Raw genomic sequence first — 20,281 nt, forward strand, 5'->3', positions numbered from 1 at the left:
ATGGCCATGCCGCTCGTCTCCACCGAGACCACCCGCCCGGCGCTCGCCTCCGTGCCCGCCAGGCCGCGCCGCGTGCTGATCTCCACCGACACCTATCCGCCCGACGTCAACGGCGCCGCCGTCTTCACCCATCGCCTGGCCACCGGGCTGGCCGAGCGCGGCAACGACGTCCACGTGATCTGCCAGTCGGACGAGGGCCCCGCCAAGGCCTCGGTGGAGGACGGCGTGGTCGTGCACCGGCTGCGCTCGGCGCCGCTGCTGGTCCACCCGACGATGCGGGTGACGGTGCCGACCAGGCTCGACCGCCTGGTGAGGGCCATCGACCCCGACGTGCTGCACGCCCAGGGGCACTTCGTGGTCGGCAGGGCGGCGATGGCCGCCGCGCGCAGGAACGGCGTGCCCGTCGTGGCGACCAACCACTTCATGCCCGACAACCTCTTCCAGTTCGCGCACATCCCGGCCCGGCTGCGGGAGTCGGCGGGCCGGCTGGCGTGGCGCGACTTCAGCCGGATCTTCTCCCGCGCCGACCACATCACCACCCCGACGCCGCTGGCCGCGGGGCTGCTGACCGACCAGGGCTTCTCGCGCGAGGTGGAGGCGGTCTCCTGCGGGATCGACCTGACCAGGTTCCACCCGCACGCCGAGCCCAAGGCGTGGGCGCGCAAGGCGTTCGGCCTGCCCGACCGCGAGACCGTGCTGTTCGTGGGACGGCTCGACGAGGAGAAGCGCCTGGACGAGCTGGTGCGGGCGCTGCCGTACGTCCTGAACGAGACCGACGCGCAGGTGGCGCTGGTGGGCAAGGGCAACCAGCGGGCCGAGCTGGAGCGGCTGGCCGGCAGGATCGGGGTCGGCGACCGGGTGTTCTTCCTCGGGTTCGTGCCCGACGAGACGATGCCGCAGGTGTTCGCCGCCGCCGACGTCTTCGCCATGCCGGGCGTGGCCGAGCTGCAGAGCATCGCCACGCTGGAGGCCATGGCCAGCGGGCTGCCGGTGGTCGCCGCCAACGCGATGGCGCTGCCGCACCTGGTCGAGGACAACGGGTACCTGTTCGAGCCGGGCGACGTGATGGAGCTGGCAGGGCATCTGACCGCGCTGCTGGCCGACGCCGACCTGCGGGCCAGGGCGGGCCGGGCCAGCCGCGAGCTGGCGCTGACCCACGACCACCAGGCGTCGCTGGCCCGCTTCGAGCAGATCTACGCCGAGGTCGCCCGATGATCCTGGTGGCTCCCCTGGTCGCGGCGGTGGTGTGTCTGGCGGCGCTGGCCCACGCGCACCTGGCGCTGCCCGCGCAGCCGCTGGTCAGCGACTACGCGCTGGTTCCCGGCGGGATGCCGCTGGTCGTGGTCGGCATGACGGCCCTGGCCTCCGGCTGCCTGTTCCTCGCCTACGGCCTGGCCGTCAACGACCCCGCCCGCACGGCGGCGACCAGGCTGCTGCTGATCGCCGCGGCGGCGGGCCTGATGCTGAGCGCGGTCTTCCCGACCGACCCCGGCGCCGCCAAGTCGCTGTCGGGCGAGCTGCACCGGTGGGCCTCGGCGGTGGTGTTCACCTCCCTGCCGGTCGCCGGCTGGAGCCTGGCCAGGGGGCGCGCCGCGCTCCCCCGGTGGAACCTGGTCAGGTCGCTGGCCGTGACCTCCGTGATCACGCTGGCGGTCTACCTCGCCGCGCACCCGGCGACGCTCACCTCGCCGCTCATCGGCGGCGCCGCGTACTACGGCCTCATGGAGCGCGCGCTGATCGTGGCCGAGATCGTCCTCGTGGTGGCGATGGGCCTGGCCGCCTTCCTCGACTTCCGCCTTCCCGCCGCCGTGCCCGTGCCCGGCAGGAAGCCGGGCGTCGTGAAGGCCCCCGAGGCCGGGCCGGCCGCCGTCGACCGCGCCAGAGCCGCGTGAAGGTTCGGCACCCGCCGAACCTTCACCGGCCTACCGTAGAGGCATGTCAGCTCAGGGTCTCGCCGCGTTCGCGGCGCTCATCGCCGACCCGACCAGGGCGGCGTTCTGCCTGGCGCTGCTCGACGGGCGGGCGTGGACCGCGGGCGAGCTCGCCAGGACGGCCAAGGTCGCCCCTTCCACCGCCAGCGAGCATCTCAGCAAGATGGTGCAGGGCGGGCTGCTCGCCGAGGAACGGCAGGGCAGGCACCGCTACGTACGGCTGGCCGACGCCGCCACCGCGCAGCTCGTCGAGGACCTCGCCGCGCGCGTCTCCCCCGCGGCCTCCGGCCCCGCCCCCGCCACGCTCAGGGCGGCCAGCGCGTCGGCCGCGATGGCCAGGGCCCGCACCTGCTACGACCACCTCGCCGGACGGCTCGGCGTCGCCGTCACCGACGCGCTCCTGTCTCGTGGCCTGCTGGAACCCGGTTTCTCGCTGAGCCCGTCGGGGGCCGACTGGTTCGCCGGGCTCGGCATCGCGCTGGAGGCCAGCCGTACGCGGCCGATGGCCAGGCCGTGCCTCGACTGGACCGAGCGCCGCCCGCACCTGGCGGGCACCGCGGGGGCGGCGCTGTGCCACCACGCCTTCGCGGCGGGCTGGGTCACCAGGATCGGCGGCCAGCGGGCGCTCAAGATCACTGACGACGGCCTGGCGAGCCTGTCGGCGCTGCTGGAGATCCACGCCGGCACGCTTCGGCCGGCGCCGAACTGACCGGGGTCTACGGTCGGTTCCATGTTCATCACCGGTCACGCGGAAGTCCGCGCCGTCCTGTCCGACCCGTCGTACGTGCCGCCACCGGTCGCGGCGGGGGCCGAGCCGGGCACGCTGGGCTGGCTGCGCGCGCGGGTCTCCCGCTTCGCCGCGGGCCCCGTACATGCCGAGCGCCGCGCCCTGGTGGAGGCCCGGCTGGCGGTCCTGGACCCCGCCACCCTCCGCACCGCCGCCGCCGAGACCACCCGGACGCTGCTCACCGTCCCGGCCGCGGGCCAGGCCACGGATATGGCCGCCGACATGGCCACGTACCAGGCCACCGACATGACCACCGACATGGCCGATCGCGTCCTCGCCCACGGGGTGCCCACCCGGGTGCTCGGCCCCGCCCTGGGCGTCGCCTGCACGGACGCGCTCGTCTCCGATGTCGCCACCGTCGCCGGCGGCTACCTGTCCGGCGTGACGACGCCCGAGATCGACGCGGCCGTGGCCGCCCTCGTCGCCGTCGCCGGCATCCCGGAGATCACCATCCTGCTGCAGGCCCACGGCGCCACCACCGCCCTCCTGCGCAACGCCCTCGCCCGGCCGCCGGAGCCTCTCGCCGCCGACGACCTGCTGCGCGACACCCTCCGCCACGACCCTCCGGTCCGGGCCACCAAACGCGTCGACGCCACGGGCGCCCTCGTGGAGGTCGACCTGACCCCCGACCTCGCCTTCGGCCACGGCCCCCGCCGCTGCCCCGGATCCGGCCACGCCGTGGCCATCGCCACCGGCGTCCTCGAAACGATCATGGAGTTCCGATGACCTTCGCCGACCTGCACCAGCCCGGCAAGCCCCTGGTCCTGCCCAACGCCTGGGACTACGGCTCGGCCGCCTTCATGGCCGCCCGCGGCTTTCCCGCCATCGGCACCACGAGCCTCGGCGTCAGCGCGGTCCACGGCAGGCCAGACGCCGCCGCCGCCACCAAGGCGGAGACCCTCGACCTGGTCGACCTGCTGAAGGACCTGCCCGTCTTCCTCACCGTGGACATCGAGAACGGCTTCAGCGACGACCCCGCCGCCGTCGCCGACCTGGTCGACGTCCTGGCGAGCATGGGCGTGGCGGGCGTCAACCTGGAGGACGGCAGGGCCGACGGCACGCTGCGCCCGATCGGCGAGCAGACCCGCATCCTGGAGGCGGTGGCCGGCCGGGGCGTGTTCGTCAACGCCCGCACCGACACCCTGTGGCTGGCCACCGGCGACGACACCCTCGAGCGGGTGCGCGCCTACGGCGACACGGGTGCCGACGGGATCTTCGTGCCCGGCACGAACGACCTGAGCACCATCGCCGAGATCGTCGAGAGCACGCCGCTGCCGCTCAACGTGCTCCACGGACCGCCCGTCGAGCGGCTCGCCGACGTGGGCGTGGCCAGGATCAGCACGGGCTCCCTGCTCTACCGGGCCGCGCTCAGGGGCGCGCTGGCCGTCCTGGAGGACGACCCGGACCTGCCCACATATGCGGACATCGTGCGGCTGTTGCCCGAGCCGAGATAATCGGGGGCATGCGCTTCGAGATCCTCGGTCCGATCAAGGTGCGCGACGGCGACGGGCAGCCGGTCGCGCTCGGCGGGCCCAGGGTCAGGGCGCTGCTGGTGCTGCTGGCCGTGGAGGCCGGGCGCATCGTCACCCACGAGCAGCTGATCGACGGCCTCTACGGCGACGAGCCGCCGGAGACGGCGGCCAACGCGCTGCAGTCCCAGATCTCCCGGCTGCGCAGGTCGCTCGGCAAGGACCTGATCGAGTTCCACCCCGCCGGCTACCGGCTCGCGGTCGATCCGGCCGACGTCGACGCGCACCGCTTCGAGCTGCTGGTCGCCGACGGGCGCGCGGCCGTGCGGGAGGGCGACCCCGCGAGAGCGGCCCGGGTGCTCGGGGAGGCGCTCGATCTGTGGAAGGGCGCGCCGCTGGCCGACGCGCCGTTCGCGGGGACGACCGCCACGCGGCTGGCCGAGCTGCGCCTGTCGGCCGTCGAGGACAGGGTGCAGGCCGAGCTGGAGCTCGGATCGCATCGCGAGGTCGCGGCGGAGCTGGGCGAGCTGGTCGCCGCCCACCCGCTGCGCGAACGCCTGCGCGCCCAGCTGATGCGGGCCCTGTACGGCAGCGGCCGCCAGGCCGAGGCGCTGGCCGTCTACGAGGAGGGCCGCCGGATCCTCGACGACGAGCTCGGCGTCGCGCCGGGCAGCGAGCTGGCCGCCGCCCACCTCGCGGTGCTGCGCGCCGACCCCTCGCTCGGCCCGGCCCCCGGCGCGCCGGAGGCGGGCGTGTCGCGGCGGGGGCTGCGCGCCCAGCTGACCAGCTTCGTGGGCCGCGCCGAGGAGCTCGAGCGGCTTCAGGCGCTGCTGGAGGAGGCCAGGCTCGTCACGTTGATCGGGCCGGGCGGAGCGGGCAAGACCCGGCTGGCCACCGAGGCGGCCGCCACGGCCCCGCGCGACGTGTGCTTCGTGGAGCTGGCCCCGATCTCCGACGCGGCCGACCTGCCGCAGGCCGTCGTGAGCGCGCTCGACCTGCGCGACTCGCTGCACGCCGCCGGCCGCGTCCCCGCCGACGCGGCTACCCGGCTGGTCGCCGCCCTGGCCGAGCGCAGGCTGCTGCTCGTCCTCGACAACTGCGAGCACCTGGTCGGGGCCGCCGCCGCGCTGGCCGACCGGCTGCTGGCCGCCTGCCCCCACCTGCGGCTGCTGGTCACCAGCCGCGAGGCGCTCGGCATCACCGGCGAGTCGATCGTCCCGGTGTCGCCGCTGCCCCTGCCGCCGCCGGGCGCGCCGCGGGCGCTCGACTACCCGGCCGTCCGCCTGTTCACCGACCGGGCCACCGCGGTCAGGCCGGGCTTCACCGTCGAGGACGAGGACCAGCTCGTCCGCATCTGCCGGGCGCTGGACGGGCTGCCGCTGGCGATCGAGCTGGCCGCCGCCCGGCTGCGGTCGCTGTCGGTGGCCGAGGTGGCCGCGCGGCTCGACGACAGGTTCAGGCTGCTGGCGCGCGGCAGCCGTACGGCGCTGCCCCGGCACCAGACGCTGCGCGCGGTGGTCGCCTGGAGCTGGGACCTCCTCGACGCCGACGAGCAGGCGATGGCCAGGCGGCTGACGGTGTTCGTCGGCGGCGCGACGCTGGAGGCGGCCGAGCGGGTGTGCGGGCTGCCCGAGGAGTTGCTGGCCTCCCTGGTGGAGAAGTCGCTGGTGCAGGTGGAGCACGGCCGCTACCGCATGCTGGAGACGATCAGGGCGTTCTGCGCCGAACGGCTGGCCGAGGCGGGCGAGGTCGAGGCGCTCAGGCGGGCGCACGCCGCCTACTACCTCGAGCTGACCGTCACTGCCGACCCGCACCTGCGCAGGGCCGAGCAGCTGGAGTGGCTGGCCCTGCTGGACGAGGAGCGCGACGACCTCCATGCCGCGCTGCGCTGGTCGGTCGAGGTCCGCGACACCGGCACCGCGCTCCGCCTGGTGGGCGGCCTCGCCTGCTACTGGTGGTTCAGGGGCAGGAGGAGCGAGGGCGCGGCCATGGCCGCCGAGGTGCTGACCGTCGTCGACCCCTCCCCCAGCGAGGAGTACGCCATGAGCGTGCTGGTCGCGGCGTGGGATGCCAGGACCAAGGCGGACATCGGAACGCTGAGGTACGACGGGGCTGCGCCGTTCCAGCGGGAGTTCCTCAACGTGATGATGCCGATGCTGCAGGGGCCGCCCGCCGACTACGACATGGCCGAGAGGATGACGGCCGAGTTCGTCGCGACGCTGTCTCCGTGGATGCGGGGCCTGAGCCACGCCGGGCTGGCCTACCTGCAGCAGAACCTCGGCCGCCCTGACGAGGCGTGGGCCTGCTTCCAGCGGTCGCTGCGGGCCTTCCGCGCGCTCGGCGAGCGGTGGGGCAGCACGCTGGCGCTGTCCGGCATGGCCGACCTGGCCTTCCAGCAGGGCGACCACGCCGCCTCGGCCGAGCTGGCGGCGCAGGCCGAGGCGCTGGCCGAGGAGCTCGGCGCCGTCGAGGACCTGGCCGACTACGGCTGCCGCAGGGCCGACGCCGTCGTCCACCTGGATCTCGGGGAAGCCGAGTGGCAGTACCTGCGGGTGGCTGAGCTGGCCACGCGCACCGGCGCCCGCGAGACGCTGGCGCGAGCGCATCTCGGCCTCGGCCGGGTGGCCATGATCCGCGGCGACCTGCGGGAGGCCAGGGCGCTGATGGAGCAGGCGCTGGAGGAGTGCCCCACCACCTGGTACAGCGCCGCGGACTCCAGGATGCAGATCATGCTGGGCCTGGGCGCGGTGGCCGCGGCGGCGGGCGAGACGGGCACCGCACGCGCCTGGTACACCCAGGTCCTCGACACCGTCCGCGACACCAACCTGCCGCTGGCCGCCATGGCCGAGGAGGCGCTGTCAGCGCTCGGTGCGTGAGCGGTCAGCGGGCGCGGCGACGCTGCCGCCATGAACACCAAATGGGGAAGCCTCGCCATCGTCTGCCTGGCCCAGCTGCTCCTGGCCATCGACCTCACCGTCCTGCACCTGGCCCTGCCGGGGCTGATCACCGACATGAGGCCGACCGCCGCCCAGCAGCTGTGGATCGGCGACATGTACGGCTTCGCGCTGGCCGGCCTGCTGATCACCATGGGCAACCTGGGCGACCGGATCGGCCGCAAGAAGCTGCTGCTGATCGGCTCCGTCGCCTTCGGCCTCGCCTCCGCGGTCACCGCCTACGCGCCCAACGCCGACCTGCTCATCGCGGCCAGGGCGCTGCTCGGCGTGGCGGGGGCCACCATCATGCCGTCCACGCTGTCGATCATCCGTAACGTGTTCACCGACCCCGCCGAGCGGACCATGGCGGTGGGCATCTGGGGCGGCATGGGCGCGGCGGGCTTCGCGCTCGGCCCGATCGTGGGCGGGCTGCTGCTGACCTCGTTCTGGTGGGGGTCGGTCTTCCTGATCAACCTGCCGGTCATGGCGCTGGTGCTGGTCGGCGGCCTCCTGGTGCTCCCCGAGTCGCGCAACCCCGGGGCCGCCGCGATCGATCCGGCCAGCGCCGTGCTGTCGATCGTGGGCGTGGTGGCGGCCGTGTACACGCTCAAGAGCTGGGTCATCGACGGTTTCGCGGCCAACGTCGCCCTCTCCGCCGCGCTGGCGGTGGCCGGGCTCGCGCTGTTCGGCCGGCGGCAGAGGCGGCTGGCCGTACCGCTGGTGGACCTGCGCCTGTTCCGCCATCGGGCGTTCACCGGCGCGGTGGCCGCCAACCTGTTCGCGATCTTCGGAATGATCGCGCTCAACCTGATCTTCGCGCAGTACATGCAGCTCGTGCTGGGCTGGACGCCGCTGCAGGCCGGTCTCGCCTCCCTGCCCGGCGGCCTGTGCGGCGCGGTCGGCGGCGCGCTGGCCGCCAGGCTGGTCACCTGGTGGGGCCGCAACACCGTCGTCGCCGTCGGCCTGCTGTGCTCGGCCGCCTCCTTCGCCGTCTACGGCCAGGCGGACGCCACCACCACCTTCGGCTACCTGCTGATCGGCATGGTGATCGGCGGCCTGGGCGTCGGGTTCACCTTCGCCGTCACCAACGACACGATCCTGGCCGCGGTGCCGAAGGAGCGGGCGGGCGCGGCGGCGGCGCTCTCGGAGACGGCCTTCGAGCTGGGCGGCTCGCTCGGCATCGCCGTGCTCGGCAGCATCCTGGCCGCCACCTACCGGGCCAACCTGGAGGTGCCCGCGGGCCTGCCGCCCCAGGTCGGCGACAGCCTCGGCGGCGCGCTGAGCGTGGCGGGACAGGTGCCGCCCTCGGTCATCACGGCGGCGAAGCTCGCCTTCGTGGAGGCGCTGCAGCTCACCACGCTCGCCACGAGCGCCCTGCTGGTCGTGCTGGCCGTGGCCGCCTACCGCACGCTCCGCGGCATCCCCAAGGTCATCCCGGACGACGTCCTGTCCCACACGTGATCACCAGCAGAGCAACCCCAAGAAACCGTGGAGCGCCCTGTCGACCTCCTGGACCTCCTCTGGATCGAGCCGCCCGGCAAAATCGCCGAGACGGGCGATGTCCACGGATCTGATCTGGTCGATCAGCACCCGCGTGCTCTTGCCGTTCAGGTCGATCTCGGGCCGAAAGATCGCCCGGCCCGCGCTGGTGGATGTTGGGGCGACGAGCAGGGTGGACAACCGCGCAAAAGCATCGGACTGTACGACGACAGCAAATCGTTCACCTCGCTGCTCGTGGCCCACGGCGTCCCGTGGAGCGCGCACCCGGTAGACATCACCACGCATGCGCGTCGCCGAACTCGCGGCGGATGGCCTCGATCTCCGCGAGATCCTCAGGATCGTCCGCCAGCCGCTCGGCGTCGGCGCGGGCCTGTTCCAACCACTGCAGGTGACCGGCCAGCCGAATCGCCTCCCTCACCACGTCCGCCGTTGACCTCCCACCAGAGGTCAACCGTGTGAGGATCCGCTCGGTCTTGGAGTCGATCTCAACGGTCAGCACGCTCATATTGTCACTGTAGAACGCACCCATCCGCAGGAGTTCGACACATTCGCGTAGCTACTTGGGTGCGGAGTGTTATCGCAGGGGGTGGGCGGTGGTGGCCGTCGGGGTGGCGAGCCCGGGGACGGGGCGCAGGCTGGGCAGGCGGAGCAGGACGAGCACGGCGACGACGCCCACCATCAGGGGCGGCACGACGAAGGCCACCGGCGGCCCGAAGCGGTCGACGAGCTGTCCGGCGAGCGAGGCCCCGGTGGCGAGGCCGAGCCCGATCGCACCCGTCAGCCAGGTGAACGCCTCCGTCCGCACCTCGGCGGGAGTCAGCCGCTCGACGATGGTGTAGCCGGTGATGATGACCGGCGCGATCACCAGCCCCGCCAGGCCGGCCGCGGCGAACAGCAGGGGCACGGTGCCGGCGAACAGGAGGGCGCTGGTCGCCACGGCGAGCAGGCCGAGCCCCCAGACCAGGCGGGCGGGGGCGGAGACGCGCCAGCGGATCGCGCCGTACAGCAGGCCGCCGACGACGCTGGCCCCGGAGAAGGCGGCGTAGACGGGGCCGGCGACGGCGGGCGCGCCCAGCTGGGCGGTGAAGGAGGTGATGCCGACCTGCATGCTGCCGAAGACCGACCCCATGGCGAGGAAGCCGAGCGCGAGCACGGCCACGCCGCGCAGCCTCAGCACGCCCCTGGCCGAGCGGACCCTCACCGGCATCGGCTCGGGGGCGCCGACGCGGGTGACGGCGAAGACGACGGTGCCGGCGAGGATGAGCGCGAGCGAGACCAGCAGCGCCACGGCGGGCGTGAAGCCGGTGGACAGCAGCACCAGGAGCACGGGCGCGAGCGTGAAGGTCAGCTCGTCGGTGATCGACTCGACGGCGAAGGCGGCGCCGAGCCGGCCGGAGCCGCCGAGCAGGTGCGACCAGCGGGCCCGCACCATGGCGCCGATCTGCGGCACGGTGGCGCCGGCGAGCGCGGCGGTGAGCACCAGGAGCGGCGCGCCCGCGCCGGTGGCGGCCAGCGCGACGAGCGCGCCGACGGCGAGGGCGTGCGCGGCCACCTGAGGGAGCAGCACGCGCGGCTGGCCGTACCGGTCGGCGAGGCGGCCCGTCTGCGGTCCGGCGAGGGCCTGCGCGATCGCGGCGGCGGCCGAGGCGGCGCCCGCCGCGCCGTACGAGCCGGTGGACCACCGCACCAGCAGCAGGATGCCGATCTGCAGCATCGCGTACGGCAGGCGAGCCACGAGCGCGGGCACGAGGAACCGCCATGCTCCCGGGGTGGCGAGCACGGTCAGGTAGGACTTCACAAGGTCTCCGTCCAGGTCATGACGGAGAACCCCCTGCGAGGCACACCGCCGTGGTGGGCTTCGACCGGGGTAGATACCGCTCGCTGCGGCCGCCGTGCGGTCTGCCAATGAACAACGCGACAAAGCGTCATTTTATGTCACATCATCGATACATGGTCCTCGAAGAGCGCCCCGGCGGCAGCCTGGGCTCACGGCTGGTGCCCTTCCTGGCACGCCTGTTCGTCTACCCGCTGCTGGCCTGGACCCCGTTCGCCCTGATGCGGTTCGCCGCGGTGATCGACCTGATGGCCGTGGTGCTCAGGCCGCCGCGCGGCACCAGGACGGCGAGGGTGCGCGGGCTGGGGTGCGCGGCGGAGTGGGTGCGGGCGAAGGGCGTCGACCACCGCTCCCGCCGCGTGATCCTCTACTTCCACGGCGGCGGCTTCGTGCTGTGCGGGCTGCGCACCCACCGGCGGCTGGTCGCCAGGCTCTCCCTGGCGGCGGGAGCACCCGTGCTGTCGGTCGCCTACCGCAAGCCGCCCGGCGTGCCGTTCACCGAGACGGTCGAGGACTGCGTGGCGGCCTACCGGTGGCTGCTGGCCAGGGGCTATGCCGCCGATGACATCGTGGTCGCGGGCGACTCGGCCGGTGGGTACCTCAGCTTCCTCACGCCGCTGCGCGCGGTGGCCGAGGGGCTGCCCCGTCCTGGCGGCATCGTGGCGCTGTCGCCGTTCATCGACCTCGACCACGCGGCCAGGCTCGGCACGGACCCCTACCTGCCGGTCTCCAGGCTGCCCGCGCTCAGCCACCTGCTGTGGCCGGGCATCGTGCCGACCGACCCGCTCTGGGGTCCGGCCCACGCCGACCTGTCGGTGCTGCCGCCCGTCCTCATCCAGGCCGGATCGAGGGAGGTGCTGCGCGCCGACGCCGAGCTGATGGCCGCCGCCCTGGACCGCGCGGGCGTGCCGTGCCGCCTGCAGATCTGGCAGGGCCAGGTGCACGCCTTCCAGGTCTTCGCCGACCTGGCGCGGGAGGGCGTGGCCGCGATCGCCGAGGCGGGCGCCTTCGTCCGGGCGGTCGGGCCGGATCACGGGATCAGAGGTGCTCGCGCATGAACTCCGCCGTCGCCTCGACGGCCTGGGTGACGTACGGCTCGCCGTCGTAGAGGTCGATGTGGCGCCTGGCGTCCAGCCAGACGATCCGCTTGGGCTGCCCCATCCGCTTGTAGGCCTCCTCGGCGCCCTCGGGCGAGCAGAACCTGTCGATGACACCGTGCACGATCAGGCCGGGCCGGGGCGACAGGAAGTCGGCGCCCATCATGTTGTCCATGGTGACCAGCTCGCGGATGCTGGCCGCGGTCACCCGGTTGCGCCAGGTCGGTGAGGCGGTGGCGCCGTAGTAGGCGTACGGCTCGTCGCCCGGCATGGCCGCCTCCCCCTCCTCGGCCACGGCGGGCAGGTACTCGGTCTCGCCGCCCCGGTCCTGCCGTTCGAGCACCTGGGTGAGGCCGGGAAGGACCGATTCGAAGTGCCTGCCGTAGGGGTTGTTGTAGGCGCCCGCGATGCCGGCGAACGCCTTCACCCTCGGGTCGAAGGCGGCGAACCTGAGGGCGTAGCCGCCGCCGAGGCAGATCCCGACCGCCCCGATCCGCTCGGGGTCGACCTCGGGCCTGCTCCGCAGCAGCGACACGGCGGCCCTGAGGTCGGCCAGCTTGCCCTGCCAGTCCTCGTGCTGCCGTGGCAGGCCGCCCGACTCGCCCCAGTTGCGGTGGTCGAAGGCCAGCGTGACGTGGCCGTGGGCGGCCAGCCGCTCCGCGTACCGGCCGGTGACCTGGTCGCGCACCCCGGTGAAGGGGCCGGTGAGGACGAGGGCGGGGTGCGGCCCCTCGCCCTCCGGGATGCGCATGTCGCCGACGAGCGTGATGCCGTCGACCTCGAACTCGACTCTCATGCGTTCAGTCTGGCCCGCCGGGGCGACCTCGCGGGCCGCACCGCCGGACTCGGCCGGGGCCTTCCGGACAGGCCCCGCCGAAGCCCGGGACCGGCGCGCCGTCACGGGGCGCCGGCCGGGGTCCACACGATCGCCGAGAGAGGGGCGTCCGGGGTCAGGAGTCGAAGCCGAGGCCCATCCTGTCGAGCGTCCGCAGCCACAGGTTGCGCCGCCCCTGGTGCAGGTCCGCCTGGGCGATCGACCACCGGGTGAACTGGATCACCCCCGACCGCACGGGCTCGGGAGGGAACGGGACCGGCTTCTCCCGCACCATCGCCAGCTCGGTCCGCTCGGTGCGCTCGCCTGACAGCAGGTCGAGCATCACGTTGGCGCCGAACCTGGTCGCGCCCACGCCCATGCCGGTGTAGCCGACCGCGTAGGCGAGACGGCCGCCGTGCGCCTGGCCGTAGAAGGCGCTGAAGCGGCTGCAGGTGTCGATCACGCCGCCCCACCGGTGGGTGAAGCGGAGCTCCGACAGCTGCGGGAAGGTCGCGTAGAAGTGCCCTGCCAGCTTGACGAAGGTCTCGTCGCGCTGCTCGTACTCGGGCTTGATCTGGCCGCCGTTGTAGTAGACGGCGTCGTAGCCGCCCCACAGGATCCGGTTGTCGTCGGTGAGCCGGTAGTAGTGGAACTGGTTGGCCGAGTCGCCGACGCCCTGCCGGTTGTGCCATCCGACGGAGGCGAGCTGGGCCTCCGACATGGGCTCGGTCATGAGGGCGTAGTCGTAGACCGGTACGAGGAAGTGCTTGAGCCGCTTCAGCAGGGGCGGGAAGACGCCCGTGCCGAGCGCGACCCTGCCGGCCTTCGCGGTGCCGTACGGCGTGCGCAGCTCCATCGTGACGCCGTCGTCGGCGAGCGACCTGACGGGGGTGCGCTCGTAGATGCGCACGCCCGCCTCCAGGCAGGCCTTGCGCAGGCCCCAGGCCAGCCGGGCGGGGTCGACCATGGCGCAGCCCTGGCGCTCCCACAGCCCTCCCAGGTAGGTGGGGGAGTTCACCTCCGCCCTGATCTGCTGCTGGTCCATCAGGACGTAGTCGAGCCCGAGCTCCTCGATGAGGTCGAGGTGTCCTGCCAGGTCGTCGAGCTGCCACGGTTCGGTGGCGACGTGCAGCTCGCCGGTGCGCTCGAAGGAGCAGTCGATGTCGTAGCGCTCGAGCGTGCGCTCGATCTCGTCGAGGTTCTCGACGCCCATGCGCTCGAGGCGGTCGATGTCCTGCGGCCACCGGTCGAGGCCGTTGGGCAGTCCGTGCGTCAGCGTCGCCATGCAGAACCCACCGTTGCGGCCGCTGGCCGCCCAGCCGATCCTGCGGCCCTCCAGCAGGACCACGTCCTGGCCCGGGTCCCTCTCCTTGGCCATCAGGGCGGTCCACAGCCCCGAGAAGCCGCCGCCGACCACGACGAGGTCGGCCTTGGTGGTGCCGATGAGCCGTTTCAGCGGCTCGGGTCTGGCCGGGGTGTCCAGCCAGTACGGCTTGCGCTCCGCGTCAGCAAGAGCCTTCAGCGGATCCACAAATCTCACATCCCTACGTGAGTGTTACTACAGCACATGAATTGATTGCCCGATCAGTCAGTTGATCGCGCGCGGGTTCCCCCCGCCTGAATCCGATCTCGCCTCCCTGTTCCTTGCCAAGGTCTCGCCCGCGTGCCACCGTACGGCGCGCACGGGCAGGTCCGCCCGCGACCCGCGAAAGCGGGCGCGGTCCCGCAGGACGGCGGGGGCCGATCCCCCACCGCCTGAGGCGCATTATGCCGAAGCCCCCGCCACAGCGGGGGTTCACGGACTTCCTAGACGCGGCGGCGCGCGGTCACCGAGTTGACGACGGCGATCACGACGCCCACCGCGAAGATGAGCGTACCCAGGATATTCACCTGGGGCGGGACACCGATGCGGGTGGCCCCCCAGATCCACAGCGGGAAGGTCTGCATGGCGCCGCTGGTGAACTGGGTGATGACGAAGTCGTCGATGGACAGCGCGAAGGCCAGCAGCGCGCCGGCGACCACACCGGGCAGGATCATCGGGAAGGTGATCCGCCAGAACGTGGTCCACGACGAGGCGCCCAGGTCCCTGGCGGCCTCCTCGATGGACGGGTCGAGCCCGACCACGCGGGCGCGCACGGTGATGGCCACGAACGACACCGAGAACAGCACGTGGGCGATGAGCGCGGTGGTGAAGCCCATGTCCACGCCGGTGCTGACGAACAGCGACAGCAGCGCGGCGCCCATGACCAGCTCGGGCGAGGAGATCGCGGCGAACATCACCAGGTTCATCGGGCCCTGCCCCTTGAACCGGTAGCGGCCCAGCGCGAGCCCGATCATCGTGCCGAGCACCGTGGTGATCAGCACCGAGAGCACCGCGAGCTGGAGCGAGTTGAACACCGCGTCGGTCAGGTCGGGATACTCGTCGAGCCGTCCCCACCATTTGAGCGTGAAGCCCTGCCAGGAGACGTTCGACTTGCTCTGCGTGTCGTTGAAGCCGAAGGCGATCATGACGGCGATCGGCAGGAACAGCCACGCGATGATGACCCACACGTAGCCGAACAGCAGCCGGTCGGCGAGTTTGCGCGTTCTCATCGTGCCGCCGCCTCCAGCACGTTCTCGGTGCCCAGCGCCTTGGCGTAGGCGAAGATGCCCACGAGCATGGCCGCCATCAGCGTGAACGACAGCGCCGAGGCGGTCGGGTAGTTGTTGTTGACCAGGTACTGGGTCTGGATGATGTTGCCGATCATCGTGTTGGCCGGGCCGCCCAGGATGCCCGCGTTCACGTAGTCGGCCGTCATCGGGACGAAGGTCATCAGCACGCCCGCGAACACCCCTGGCAGCGACAGCGGCAGCACGATCTTGCGGAACGCGGCGGTCCTGGTCGCGTAGAGGTCCTGGGCCGCCTCCACGACCCGGGGGTCCACCCGCTCCAGCGCCACGTAGATCGGCAGGATCATGAAGGGCAGGTAGTTGTAGACCAGTCCGCCGATCACCGCGGCCGACGTCTGCAGCACGTGGAAGTCCTGGGGCAACCAGCCCAGGGCCTTCAGCGGCTGCAGCACGATGCCCTCGTCGGCCAGCAGGAACTTCCACGACACCGTCCGCAGTACGAACGAGACGAAGAACGGCAGCAGCACCAGCAGCAGGTACGTCGACTTCCTGGACCCGCCCTTGAAGGCGATCCAGTAGGCGACGGGATAGGCCATGGCGATGGCGATCGCCGTCCCGGCCAGGCCGTAGCCGACCGAGCGCAGGAACTGCGTCTTGAACTGCACCAGGCTGTCGACGTAGGTGGCGAAGTGGAAGGTCTGGGCGAACCCGTCGACCACGTTGCCCTCCTGGGTGGACACCGAGGCCATGAAGACCATCGGCACCACCAGGAAGATCGCCAGCCACAGCCCGCCCGGCAGGATCAGCAGGTAGGGGGTGAGCCGCCTCATCGTGCTAGCCCTGGGTGATGGGCTGGAAGATGCTCTCGAAGAGCTGCTCGGTCTTGCTGTCCAGCAGCAGGTAGGAGCGCATCTTGGCCAGATCCGCCTCCGACGGGTAGATCAGCGGGCTCTCCGCGACCTGCTGGAGCGCCTGCTTGTCCTCGCCCGTGGCCTTGGCGGCGTCGGCGAGCACGATGTCCTTGGTCGCGGGCACCGGCGTGATGTAGTTGATGTATTCCACGAGCATCGCGGCGATCTTGGGCTGGTAGACGTAGTCCATCAGCGTGAGCGCGTCGACCGGGTTCTGGGCGGTCTTCGGGATGCACATGTTGTCGGTCCAGATCGTGGCGCCCTCCTGCGGCACCACGAACTTGAGGTTCTTGCCCTCGGCGACCTGCTGGAAGATGTCGCCCGACCAGGCCATCGTGATCCAGATGTCACCGCGGACGAGCGCCTCGATGTAGTCGTTCTCGTAGTACTTGCGCACCAGGCCCTGGTCGCGCTGCTCCTGGAGCTTGGCCGCGGCCTTGCGCCAGTCGGCCTCCTTCGACTTGTCAGGGTCGATGCCGAGCGCGAACATCCCGAAGTTGGCGATCTCCTGCGAGTCGAGCATCATGCCGACCTTGCCCTTGTACTTCGGGTTCCAGAGGTCGTTCATGCTGGTGACCTCGTCGACGTACTCGGGGTTGTAGGCGATGCCCGTGACGCCGACCGTCCACGGGATCGTGTAGGTGTTGTTCGGGTCCCAGAGCGGGTTCTTCACCTTCTGCGCCGCGTTGGCGGCGAAGTTGGGAAGCTTGGAGTGGTCCAGCGGAGCCAGGTAGCCGAGGTTCATCGCCTTGGCGAGCTGGTTGCCGTTGGTCATGACCATCAGGTCGAAACCGATGTCGGTGTTGGCGGCGAGCTGCGGCTGGATCTTGCCGAACCACGTGCCGTTGTCCTGGATGGCCTCGGTGTAGGTGACCTTGATGCCCTTGTCCTTCTCGAACATCTGCAGGGACGGGTAGTTCTTGCCGTCCTTGTCGATGTAGAGCGGCCAGTTGGCGAAGCGGAGCACGCCGTTCTGCTTCTTGCCGGCCCAGAAGTCGGCGGCGGCGTTCTGCGTCGGTGCGGCGGCTGACTTCTTGCCCTCGACGCCACAGGCGGCGAGGGCCATGGCGGCGGCCGTCATCCCGGCGAGCTTGAGTGCGTCGCGGCGACTCGTGGTCATGCCGCGTAGGAAGGCGGGGTTCGTGCGGACGTCCATGAGACGGATATCAACTTCCAATCGCGTATGAGTGCTGCGGCTGCCATGAGAGCCAGACGGCATCGCCACGTTCGGCCGTGGTCGAGGCGTCGTGCGCGTTCTGCTGGAAGACGGTCACCTCGGCGCCGTCGGCCAGCCGTACCGCATAGCTGTTGTAGGTGCCCAGGTAGACGACCTCGGAGACGGTGCCGGGGACGGCGCTGAGGCCGCCGTTGGGCTCGTCGACGTCGATCGTGATCTTCTCAGGGCGGACGGTCACCGTGACCTCCCCGTCCTGCCCCCCTGGGACCAGCACGCGCCCTCCCGCGACCTTCAGCACGCCCCCCGTGAGGGCGCCGGTCAGCAGGTTGGATGTGCCGATGAAGCCCGCGACGAATGCGGTGGCGGGCTGCTCGTAGATCTCGCGGGGCCCGGCGAGCTGCTCGACCAGACCGTCGTTCATGACGGCGATGCGGTCGCTCATCGTGAGGGCCTCGCTCTGGTCGTGCGTCACGTAGACGAACGTGATGCCGACCTCACGCTGGATGCGCTTCAGCTCGATCTGCATGGCCTGGCGCAGCTTCAGGTCGAGCGCGCCCAGCGGCTCGTCCAGCAGCAGGGCCCTGGGGTTGTTCACCAGAGCCCTGGCCAGCGCGACGCGCTGCTGCTGGCCGCCGGACATCTCGCGTGGCCTGCGCTTCTCGCGACCGGTCAGGTCGACGATGTCCAGGATCTCCCCGACGCGGCGCTTGATCTCCGCGTCGGGGGTCTTCTTCTGCTTGAGTCCGAAGGCCACGTTGTCCCACACGTTCATGTGCGGGAACAGGGCGTAGGACTGGAACACCATGTTGACGTCGCGCTTGTTGGGCGGAACGTCGGTGACGTTCTGGCCGTGGAGCTTGACCGTGCCGCGCGTAGGCTCCTCGAAGCCGGCGATCATCCGCATGGTGGTCGTCTTGCCGCACCCGGAGGGGCCGAGGAGGGAGAAGAACTCCCCCTCGGCGATGGAGAGCGAGACGCCCTTCACCGCCTGGACGACCTCGCCATGCGAGAGGTACTCCTTGATCACGTCCTCAAGGTCGATAGCGCTGGTCATACCAGGATTTATCCCACTCTGTGTCGGAGCTATTCGCCGATGTAGTGCATGACGTGCTTGACCCGGGTGTAGTCGTGGAGGCCGAAGACCGACAGGTCCTTGCCGTAACCCGAGTGCTTGAAGCCGCCGTGCGGCATTTCGGAGACGAACGGGATGTGGGTGTTGACCCACACCACGCCGAAGTCGAGCCTGTTGGACATCCGCATGGCGCGGCCGTGGTCGGACGTCCACACCGAGCCCGACAGGCCGTACTGCACGCCGTTGGCCTTGGCCAGGGCGTCGGCCTCGTCGGTGAAGGTCTGGACGGTGATCACGGGTCCGAAGACCTCGTTCTGGACCATCTCGTCGTCCTGCTGGAGGCCGTCGACGACGGTCGGCGCGAAGAAGTAGCCCTTGTCGCCGACCCGGTGGCCGCCGGTCAGGACCTTGGCGTGCGCGGGCAGCCGCTCGAAGAACCCGGAGACCTTGGTCAGCTGGTTCTCGTTGTTGAGCGGGCCGTACAGCGCCTCCTCGTCGGACAGGTCGCCGGTGACGGTCCCGGCCGCGGCCTCGGTGAGGGCGGCGACGAACTCGTCGTGCACGCTCTCGTGGACCAGCACGCGGCAGGCCGCGGTGCAGTCCTGGCCCGCGTTGTAGAAACCGGCGGTGGCGATCGACTCGGCGGCCGCCTTGAGGTCCTTGACGTCCTCGAACACCACGACGGGCGCCTTGCCGCCCAGCTCGAGGTGCACGCGCTTGAGGTCCTCGGCCGCGCTCTTGGCGACGGCCATGCCCGCGCCGACCGAGCCGGTGATGGCGACCATCGCGGCCGTCGGGTGGCCGACGACCAGGGCGCCGGTCTCGCGGTCGCCGGTGACGACGTTGAAGACGCCGGGAGGCAGCACGCTGCCGATGATCTCGGCGAGCTTGAGCGTCGAGGCGGGCGTGGTGTCCGACGGCTTGAGCACGATCGTGTTGCCCGCGGCGAGCGCGGGGGCGATCTTCCAGACCGCCATCATCATCGGGTAGTTCCAGGGCGTGACCTGGCCGACGACACCGATCGGCTCGTGCCGGATGACACTGGTGTGGTCGGCGAGGAACTCACCGGCCGTGGGGCCCTCCAGCGTGCGCGCCGCTCCCGCGAAGAAGCGGAAGTGGTCGGCGGCGACCGGAGTCTCGTCCTCGGCCATGCGAGCTCGGGGCTTGCCGGTGTTGAGGCACTCGGCCTCGTTGATCTCGTCGGCCCGCGCCTCGATCGCGTCGGCGACCTTCAGCAGCAGCCCGGCGCGCTCGCCCGGCGTCGTCCGCCCCCACGATTCGAACGCGGCGGCCGCGGCGGCGTAGGCAGCGTCGACGTCCTCCTGCCCGGAGACGGGCGCCTGTGCGTAGGTTTCTCCGGTGCACGGGTCGATGACGTCCGAGAATCGGCCGCTCTTGGCATCCACGAACTCACCGTTGATGAAGTTCTGCAGACGGGTGGTCAACGTTGACCTCCTGGTGAGGTGGCTGAGTTGTCGCGACTCTGACAGAGCGTCAGCATCAGGACAAGGGATTTCGTCGCGAAGATATCAAATTGCTACGAATTCGCTTGACAGTGCGCCCAGAACTGACAACATGTCGCACCAGGACCCCACGAGGGCTGTGCGGCACAGGAGGGATTGCCACATGACGACCCCGCCCAAGGCGCGCAGAGACGGCGACGGCAGGCCCGCCCAGGTCGTGCTCGACGACCTGTCCAAGCGCATCATCGAAGAGTTGCAGGAGGACGGGCGCAAGCCGTACGCGGCGATCGGCAAGGCGGTCGGGCTGTCGGAAGCCGCGGTACGCCAGCGGGTGCAGCGCCTGCAGACCGACGGGGTCATGCAGATCGTCGCCGTCACCGACCCGCTGACGCTCGGCTTCCCCCGCCAGGCGATGATCGGCATCAACTGCGAGGGCGACCTCGACAGCGTCGCCGACGAGCTCGCCTCGATCGAGGAGATCGACTACGTGGTGCTGACCGCGGGCTCCTTCGACGTGATCGTCGAGGTGGTGTGCGAGGGCGACCGTCACCTGTTGGAGATTCTCGGCAAAATCCGCGCGATCCCGGCAGTCCGCGCCACGGAGTCGTTCGTGTACCTCAAACTGCGCAAGCAGACCTACTCGTGGGGCACTCGGTAAATCTTTTCCCCTTTTTCCGGCAAGC

At 71.3% G+C, this 20,281-nt stretch carries 19 protein-coding genes; 9 read left to right on the plus strand and 10 right to left on the minus strand.

The window, feature by feature from the left end:
* Genes ACWDLG_RS38300 through ACWDLG_RS38330 form a run of 7 tightly spaced genes read left to right on the plus strand, consistent with a single transcriptional unit; the run spans position 1 to position 8,581 of the window.
* The gene (locus ACWDLG_RS38300) at positions 1-1,215 is read left to right on the plus strand and encodes a glycosyltransferase (RefSeq protein WP_449929473.1); all 1,215 of its coding nucleotides are present in this window, start codon (positions 1-3) and stop codon (positions 1,213-1,215) included.
* Positions 1,212-1,892: a DUF998 domain-containing protein gene (locus ACWDLG_RS38305; protein ID WP_449929474.1), complete on the plus strand. Its 681-nt coding sequence runs from the start codon at positions 1,212-1,214 to the stop codon at positions 1,890-1,892. Before ACWDLG_RS38300 ends, ACWDLG_RS38305 begins: the two co-directional genes overlap by 4 nt.
* 43 nt (positions 1,893-1,935) lie before the next feature.
* On the plus strand, positions 1,936-2,640 hold the full coding sequence (locus tag ACWDLG_RS38310; protein ID WP_449929476.1) for an ArsR/SmtB family transcription factor: 705 nt from the start codon (positions 1,936-1,938) through the stop codon (positions 2,638-2,640).
* Positions 2,641-2,661: 21 nt separating this feature from the next.
* Complete coding sequence (locus ACWDLG_RS38315) at positions 2,662-3,444, plus strand: hypothetical protein (protein ID WP_449929478.1); 783 nt, start codon at positions 2,662-2,664, stop codon at positions 3,442-3,444.
* Positions 3,441-4,172, plus strand: a complete 732-nt coding sequence (locus ACWDLG_RS38320) for an isocitrate lyase/PEP mutase family protein (RefSeq protein WP_449929480.1) — start codon at positions 3,441-3,443, stop codon at positions 4,170-4,172. Before ACWDLG_RS38315 ends, ACWDLG_RS38320 begins: the two co-directional genes overlap by 4 nt.
* 8 nt (positions 4,173-4,180) lie before the next feature.
* Positions 4,181-7,063, plus strand: a complete 2,883-nt coding sequence (locus ACWDLG_RS38325; protein ID WP_449929482.1) for a BTAD domain-containing putative transcriptional regulator — start codon at positions 4,181-4,183, stop codon at positions 7,061-7,063.
* A gap of 30 nt (positions 7,064-7,093) precedes the next feature.
* Complete coding sequence (locus ACWDLG_RS38330; protein ID WP_449929484.1) at positions 7,094-8,581, plus strand: MFS transporter; 1,488 nt, start codon at positions 7,094-7,096, stop codon at positions 8,579-8,581.
* On the opposite strand, the gene ACWDLG_RS38335 is transcribed toward ACWDLG_RS38330, so the two are convergent.
* The 3 genes from ACWDLG_RS38335 to ACWDLG_RS38345 form a co-directional block, all read right to left on the minus strand.
* Positions 8,582-8,905 carry a type II toxin-antitoxin system PemK/MazF family toxin gene (locus tag ACWDLG_RS38335; RefSeq protein WP_449929486.1) on the minus strand — a complete coding sequence of 108 codons (324 nt, stop codon included), beginning with the start codon at positions 8,903-8,905 and terminating at the stop codon, positions 8,582-8,584. It lies immediately after the preceding gene.
* Positions 8,895-9,125, minus strand: a complete 231-nt coding sequence (locus ACWDLG_RS38340; protein ID WP_449929488.1) for a hypothetical protein — start codon at positions 9,123-9,125, stop codon at positions 8,895-8,897. Before ACWDLG_RS38340 ends, ACWDLG_RS38335 begins: the two co-directional genes overlap by 11 nt.
* A gap of 69 nt (positions 9,126-9,194) precedes the next feature.
* Positions 9,195-10,418, minus strand: coding sequence for an MFS transporter (locus ACWDLG_RS38345; RefSeq protein ID WP_449929490.1), 1,224 nt, complete (start codon positions 10,416-10,418; stop codon positions 9,195-9,197).
* Between the two features lie 152 nt (positions 10,419-10,570).
* Here ACWDLG_RS38345 and ACWDLG_RS38350 point away from each other — a divergent pair, with 152 nt between their 5' ends.
* A complete protein-coding gene (locus ACWDLG_RS38350; protein WP_354920200.1) occupies positions 10,571-11,512 on the plus strand; it encodes an alpha/beta hydrolase in 942 nt (313 codons plus the stop codon).
* Here ACWDLG_RS38350 and ACWDLG_RS38355 read toward each other — a convergent pair.
* The 7 genes from ACWDLG_RS38355 to ACWDLG_RS38385 form a co-directional block, all read right to left on the minus strand.
* The gene (locus ACWDLG_RS38355; RefSeq protein ID WP_354920197.1) at positions 11,493-12,347 is read right to left on the minus strand and encodes an alpha/beta hydrolase; all 855 of its coding nucleotides are present in this window, start codon (positions 12,345-12,347) and stop codon (positions 11,493-11,495) included. The two genes, ACWDLG_RS38350 and ACWDLG_RS38355, sit on opposite strands and share 20 nt — an antisense overlap.
* Before the next feature lie 154 nt (positions 12,348-12,501).
* Positions 12,502-13,896 carry an NAD(P)/FAD-dependent oxidoreductase gene (locus ACWDLG_RS38360; RefSeq protein WP_449929582.1) on the minus strand — a complete coding sequence of 465 codons (1,395 nt, stop codon included), beginning with the start codon at positions 13,894-13,896 and terminating at the stop codon, positions 12,502-12,504.
* A gap of 275 nt (positions 13,897-14,171) precedes the next feature.
* Positions 14,172-14,957, minus strand: a complete 786-nt coding sequence (locus ACWDLG_RS38365) for an ABC transporter permease (protein ID WP_449929492.1) — start codon at positions 14,955-14,957, stop codon at positions 14,172-14,174.
* Positions 14,954-15,805: an ABC transporter permease gene (locus tag ACWDLG_RS38370; protein WP_354920192.1), complete on the minus strand. Its 852-nt coding sequence runs from the start codon at positions 15,803-15,805 to the stop codon at positions 14,954-14,956. The genes ACWDLG_RS38365 and ACWDLG_RS38370 overlap by 4 nt, the downstream gene beginning before the upstream one ends.
* Positions 15,806-15,809: 4 nt before the next feature.
* Positions 15,810-17,042 carry an ABC transporter substrate-binding protein gene (locus ACWDLG_RS38375; protein WP_449929494.1) on the minus strand — a complete coding sequence of 411 codons (1,233 nt, stop codon included), beginning with the start codon at positions 17,040-17,042 and terminating at the stop codon, positions 15,810-15,812.
* Between the two features lie 10 nt (positions 17,043-17,052).
* Positions 17,053-18,117: an ABC transporter ATP-binding protein gene (locus ACWDLG_RS38380; protein WP_354920186.1), complete on the minus strand. Its 1,065-nt coding sequence runs from the start codon at positions 18,115-18,117 to the stop codon at positions 17,053-17,055.
* 29 nt (positions 18,118-18,146) lie between these two features.
* Complete coding sequence (locus ACWDLG_RS38385; protein ID WP_449929496.1) at positions 18,147-19,580, minus strand: gamma-aminobutyraldehyde dehydrogenase; 1,434 nt, start codon at positions 19,578-19,580, stop codon at positions 18,147-18,149.
* Between the two features lie 181 nt (positions 19,581-19,761).
* Between ACWDLG_RS38385 and ACWDLG_RS38390 the strand changes: the two genes are divergently transcribed.
* Positions 19,762-20,256 carry an Lrp/AsnC family transcriptional regulator gene (locus tag ACWDLG_RS38390; protein WP_354920180.1) on the plus strand — a complete coding sequence of 165 codons (495 nt, stop codon included), beginning with the start codon at positions 19,762-19,764 and terminating at the stop codon, positions 20,254-20,256.
* Positions 20,257-20,281: the final 25 nt, after the last annotated feature.

Source organism: Nonomuraea sp. NPDC003727 (assembly GCF_053586935.1).

Coding starts and splice junctions, on each gene's coding strand:
- ACWDLG_RS38335 (WP_449929486.1), bottom strand. CDS start 8,905: ATGCGTGGTGATGTCTACCGGGTGCGCGCTCCACGGGACGCCGTGGGC.
- ACWDLG_RS38330 (WP_449929484.1), top strand. CDS start 7,094: ATGAACACCAAATGGGGAAGCCTCGCCATCGTCTGCCTGGCCCAGCTG.
- ACWDLG_RS38305 (WP_449929474.1), top strand. CDS start 1,212: ATGATCCTGGTGGCTCCCCTGGTCGCGGCGGTGGTGTGTCTGGCGGCG.
- ACWDLG_RS38325 (WP_449929482.1), top strand. CDS start 4,181: ATGCGCTTCGAGATCCTCGGTCCGATCAAGGTGCGCGACGGCGACGGG.
- ACWDLG_RS38380 (WP_354920186.1), bottom strand. CDS start 18,117: ATGACCAGCGCTATCGACCTTGAGGACGTGATCAAGGAGTACCTCTCG.
- ACWDLG_RS38320 (WP_449929480.1), top strand. CDS start 3,441: ATGACCTTCGCCGACCTGCACCAGCCCGGCAAGCCCCTGGTCCTGCCC.
- ACWDLG_RS38300 (WP_449929473.1), top strand. CDS start 1: ATGGCCATGCCGCTCGTCTCCACCGAGACCACCCGCCCGGCGCTCGCC.
- ACWDLG_RS38310 (WP_449929476.1), top strand. CDS start 1,936: ATGTCAGCTCAGGGTCTCGCCGCGTTCGCGGCGCTCATCGCCGACCCG.
- ACWDLG_RS38370 (WP_354920192.1), bottom strand. CDS start 15,805: ATGAGGCGGCTCACCCCCTACCTGCTGATCCTGCCGGGCGGGCTGTGG.
- ACWDLG_RS38340 (WP_449929488.1), bottom strand. CDS start 9,125: ATGAGCGTGCTGACCGTTGAGATCGACTCCAAGACCGAGCGGATCCTC.
- ACWDLG_RS38355 (WP_354920197.1), bottom strand. CDS start 12,347: ATGAGAGTCGAGTTCGAGGTCGACGGCATCACGCTCGTCGGCGACATG.
- ACWDLG_RS38390 (WP_354920180.1), top strand. CDS start 19,762: ATGACGACCCCGCCCAAGGCGCGCAGAGACGGCGACGGCAGGCCCGCC.
- ACWDLG_RS38315 (WP_449929478.1), top strand. CDS start 2,662: ATGTTCATCACCGGTCACGCGGAAGTCCGCGCCGTCCTGTCCGACCCG.
- ACWDLG_RS38375 (WP_449929494.1), bottom strand. CDS start 17,042: ATGGACGTCCGCACGAACCCCGCCTTCCTACGCGGCATGACCACGAGT.
- ACWDLG_RS38365 (WP_449929492.1), bottom strand. CDS start 14,957: ATGAGAACGCGCAAACTCGCCGACCGGCTGCTGTTCGGCTACGTGTGG.
- ACWDLG_RS38350 (WP_354920200.1), top strand. CDS start 10,571: ATGGTCCTCGAAGAGCGCCCCGGCGGCAGCCTGGGCTCACGGCTGGTG.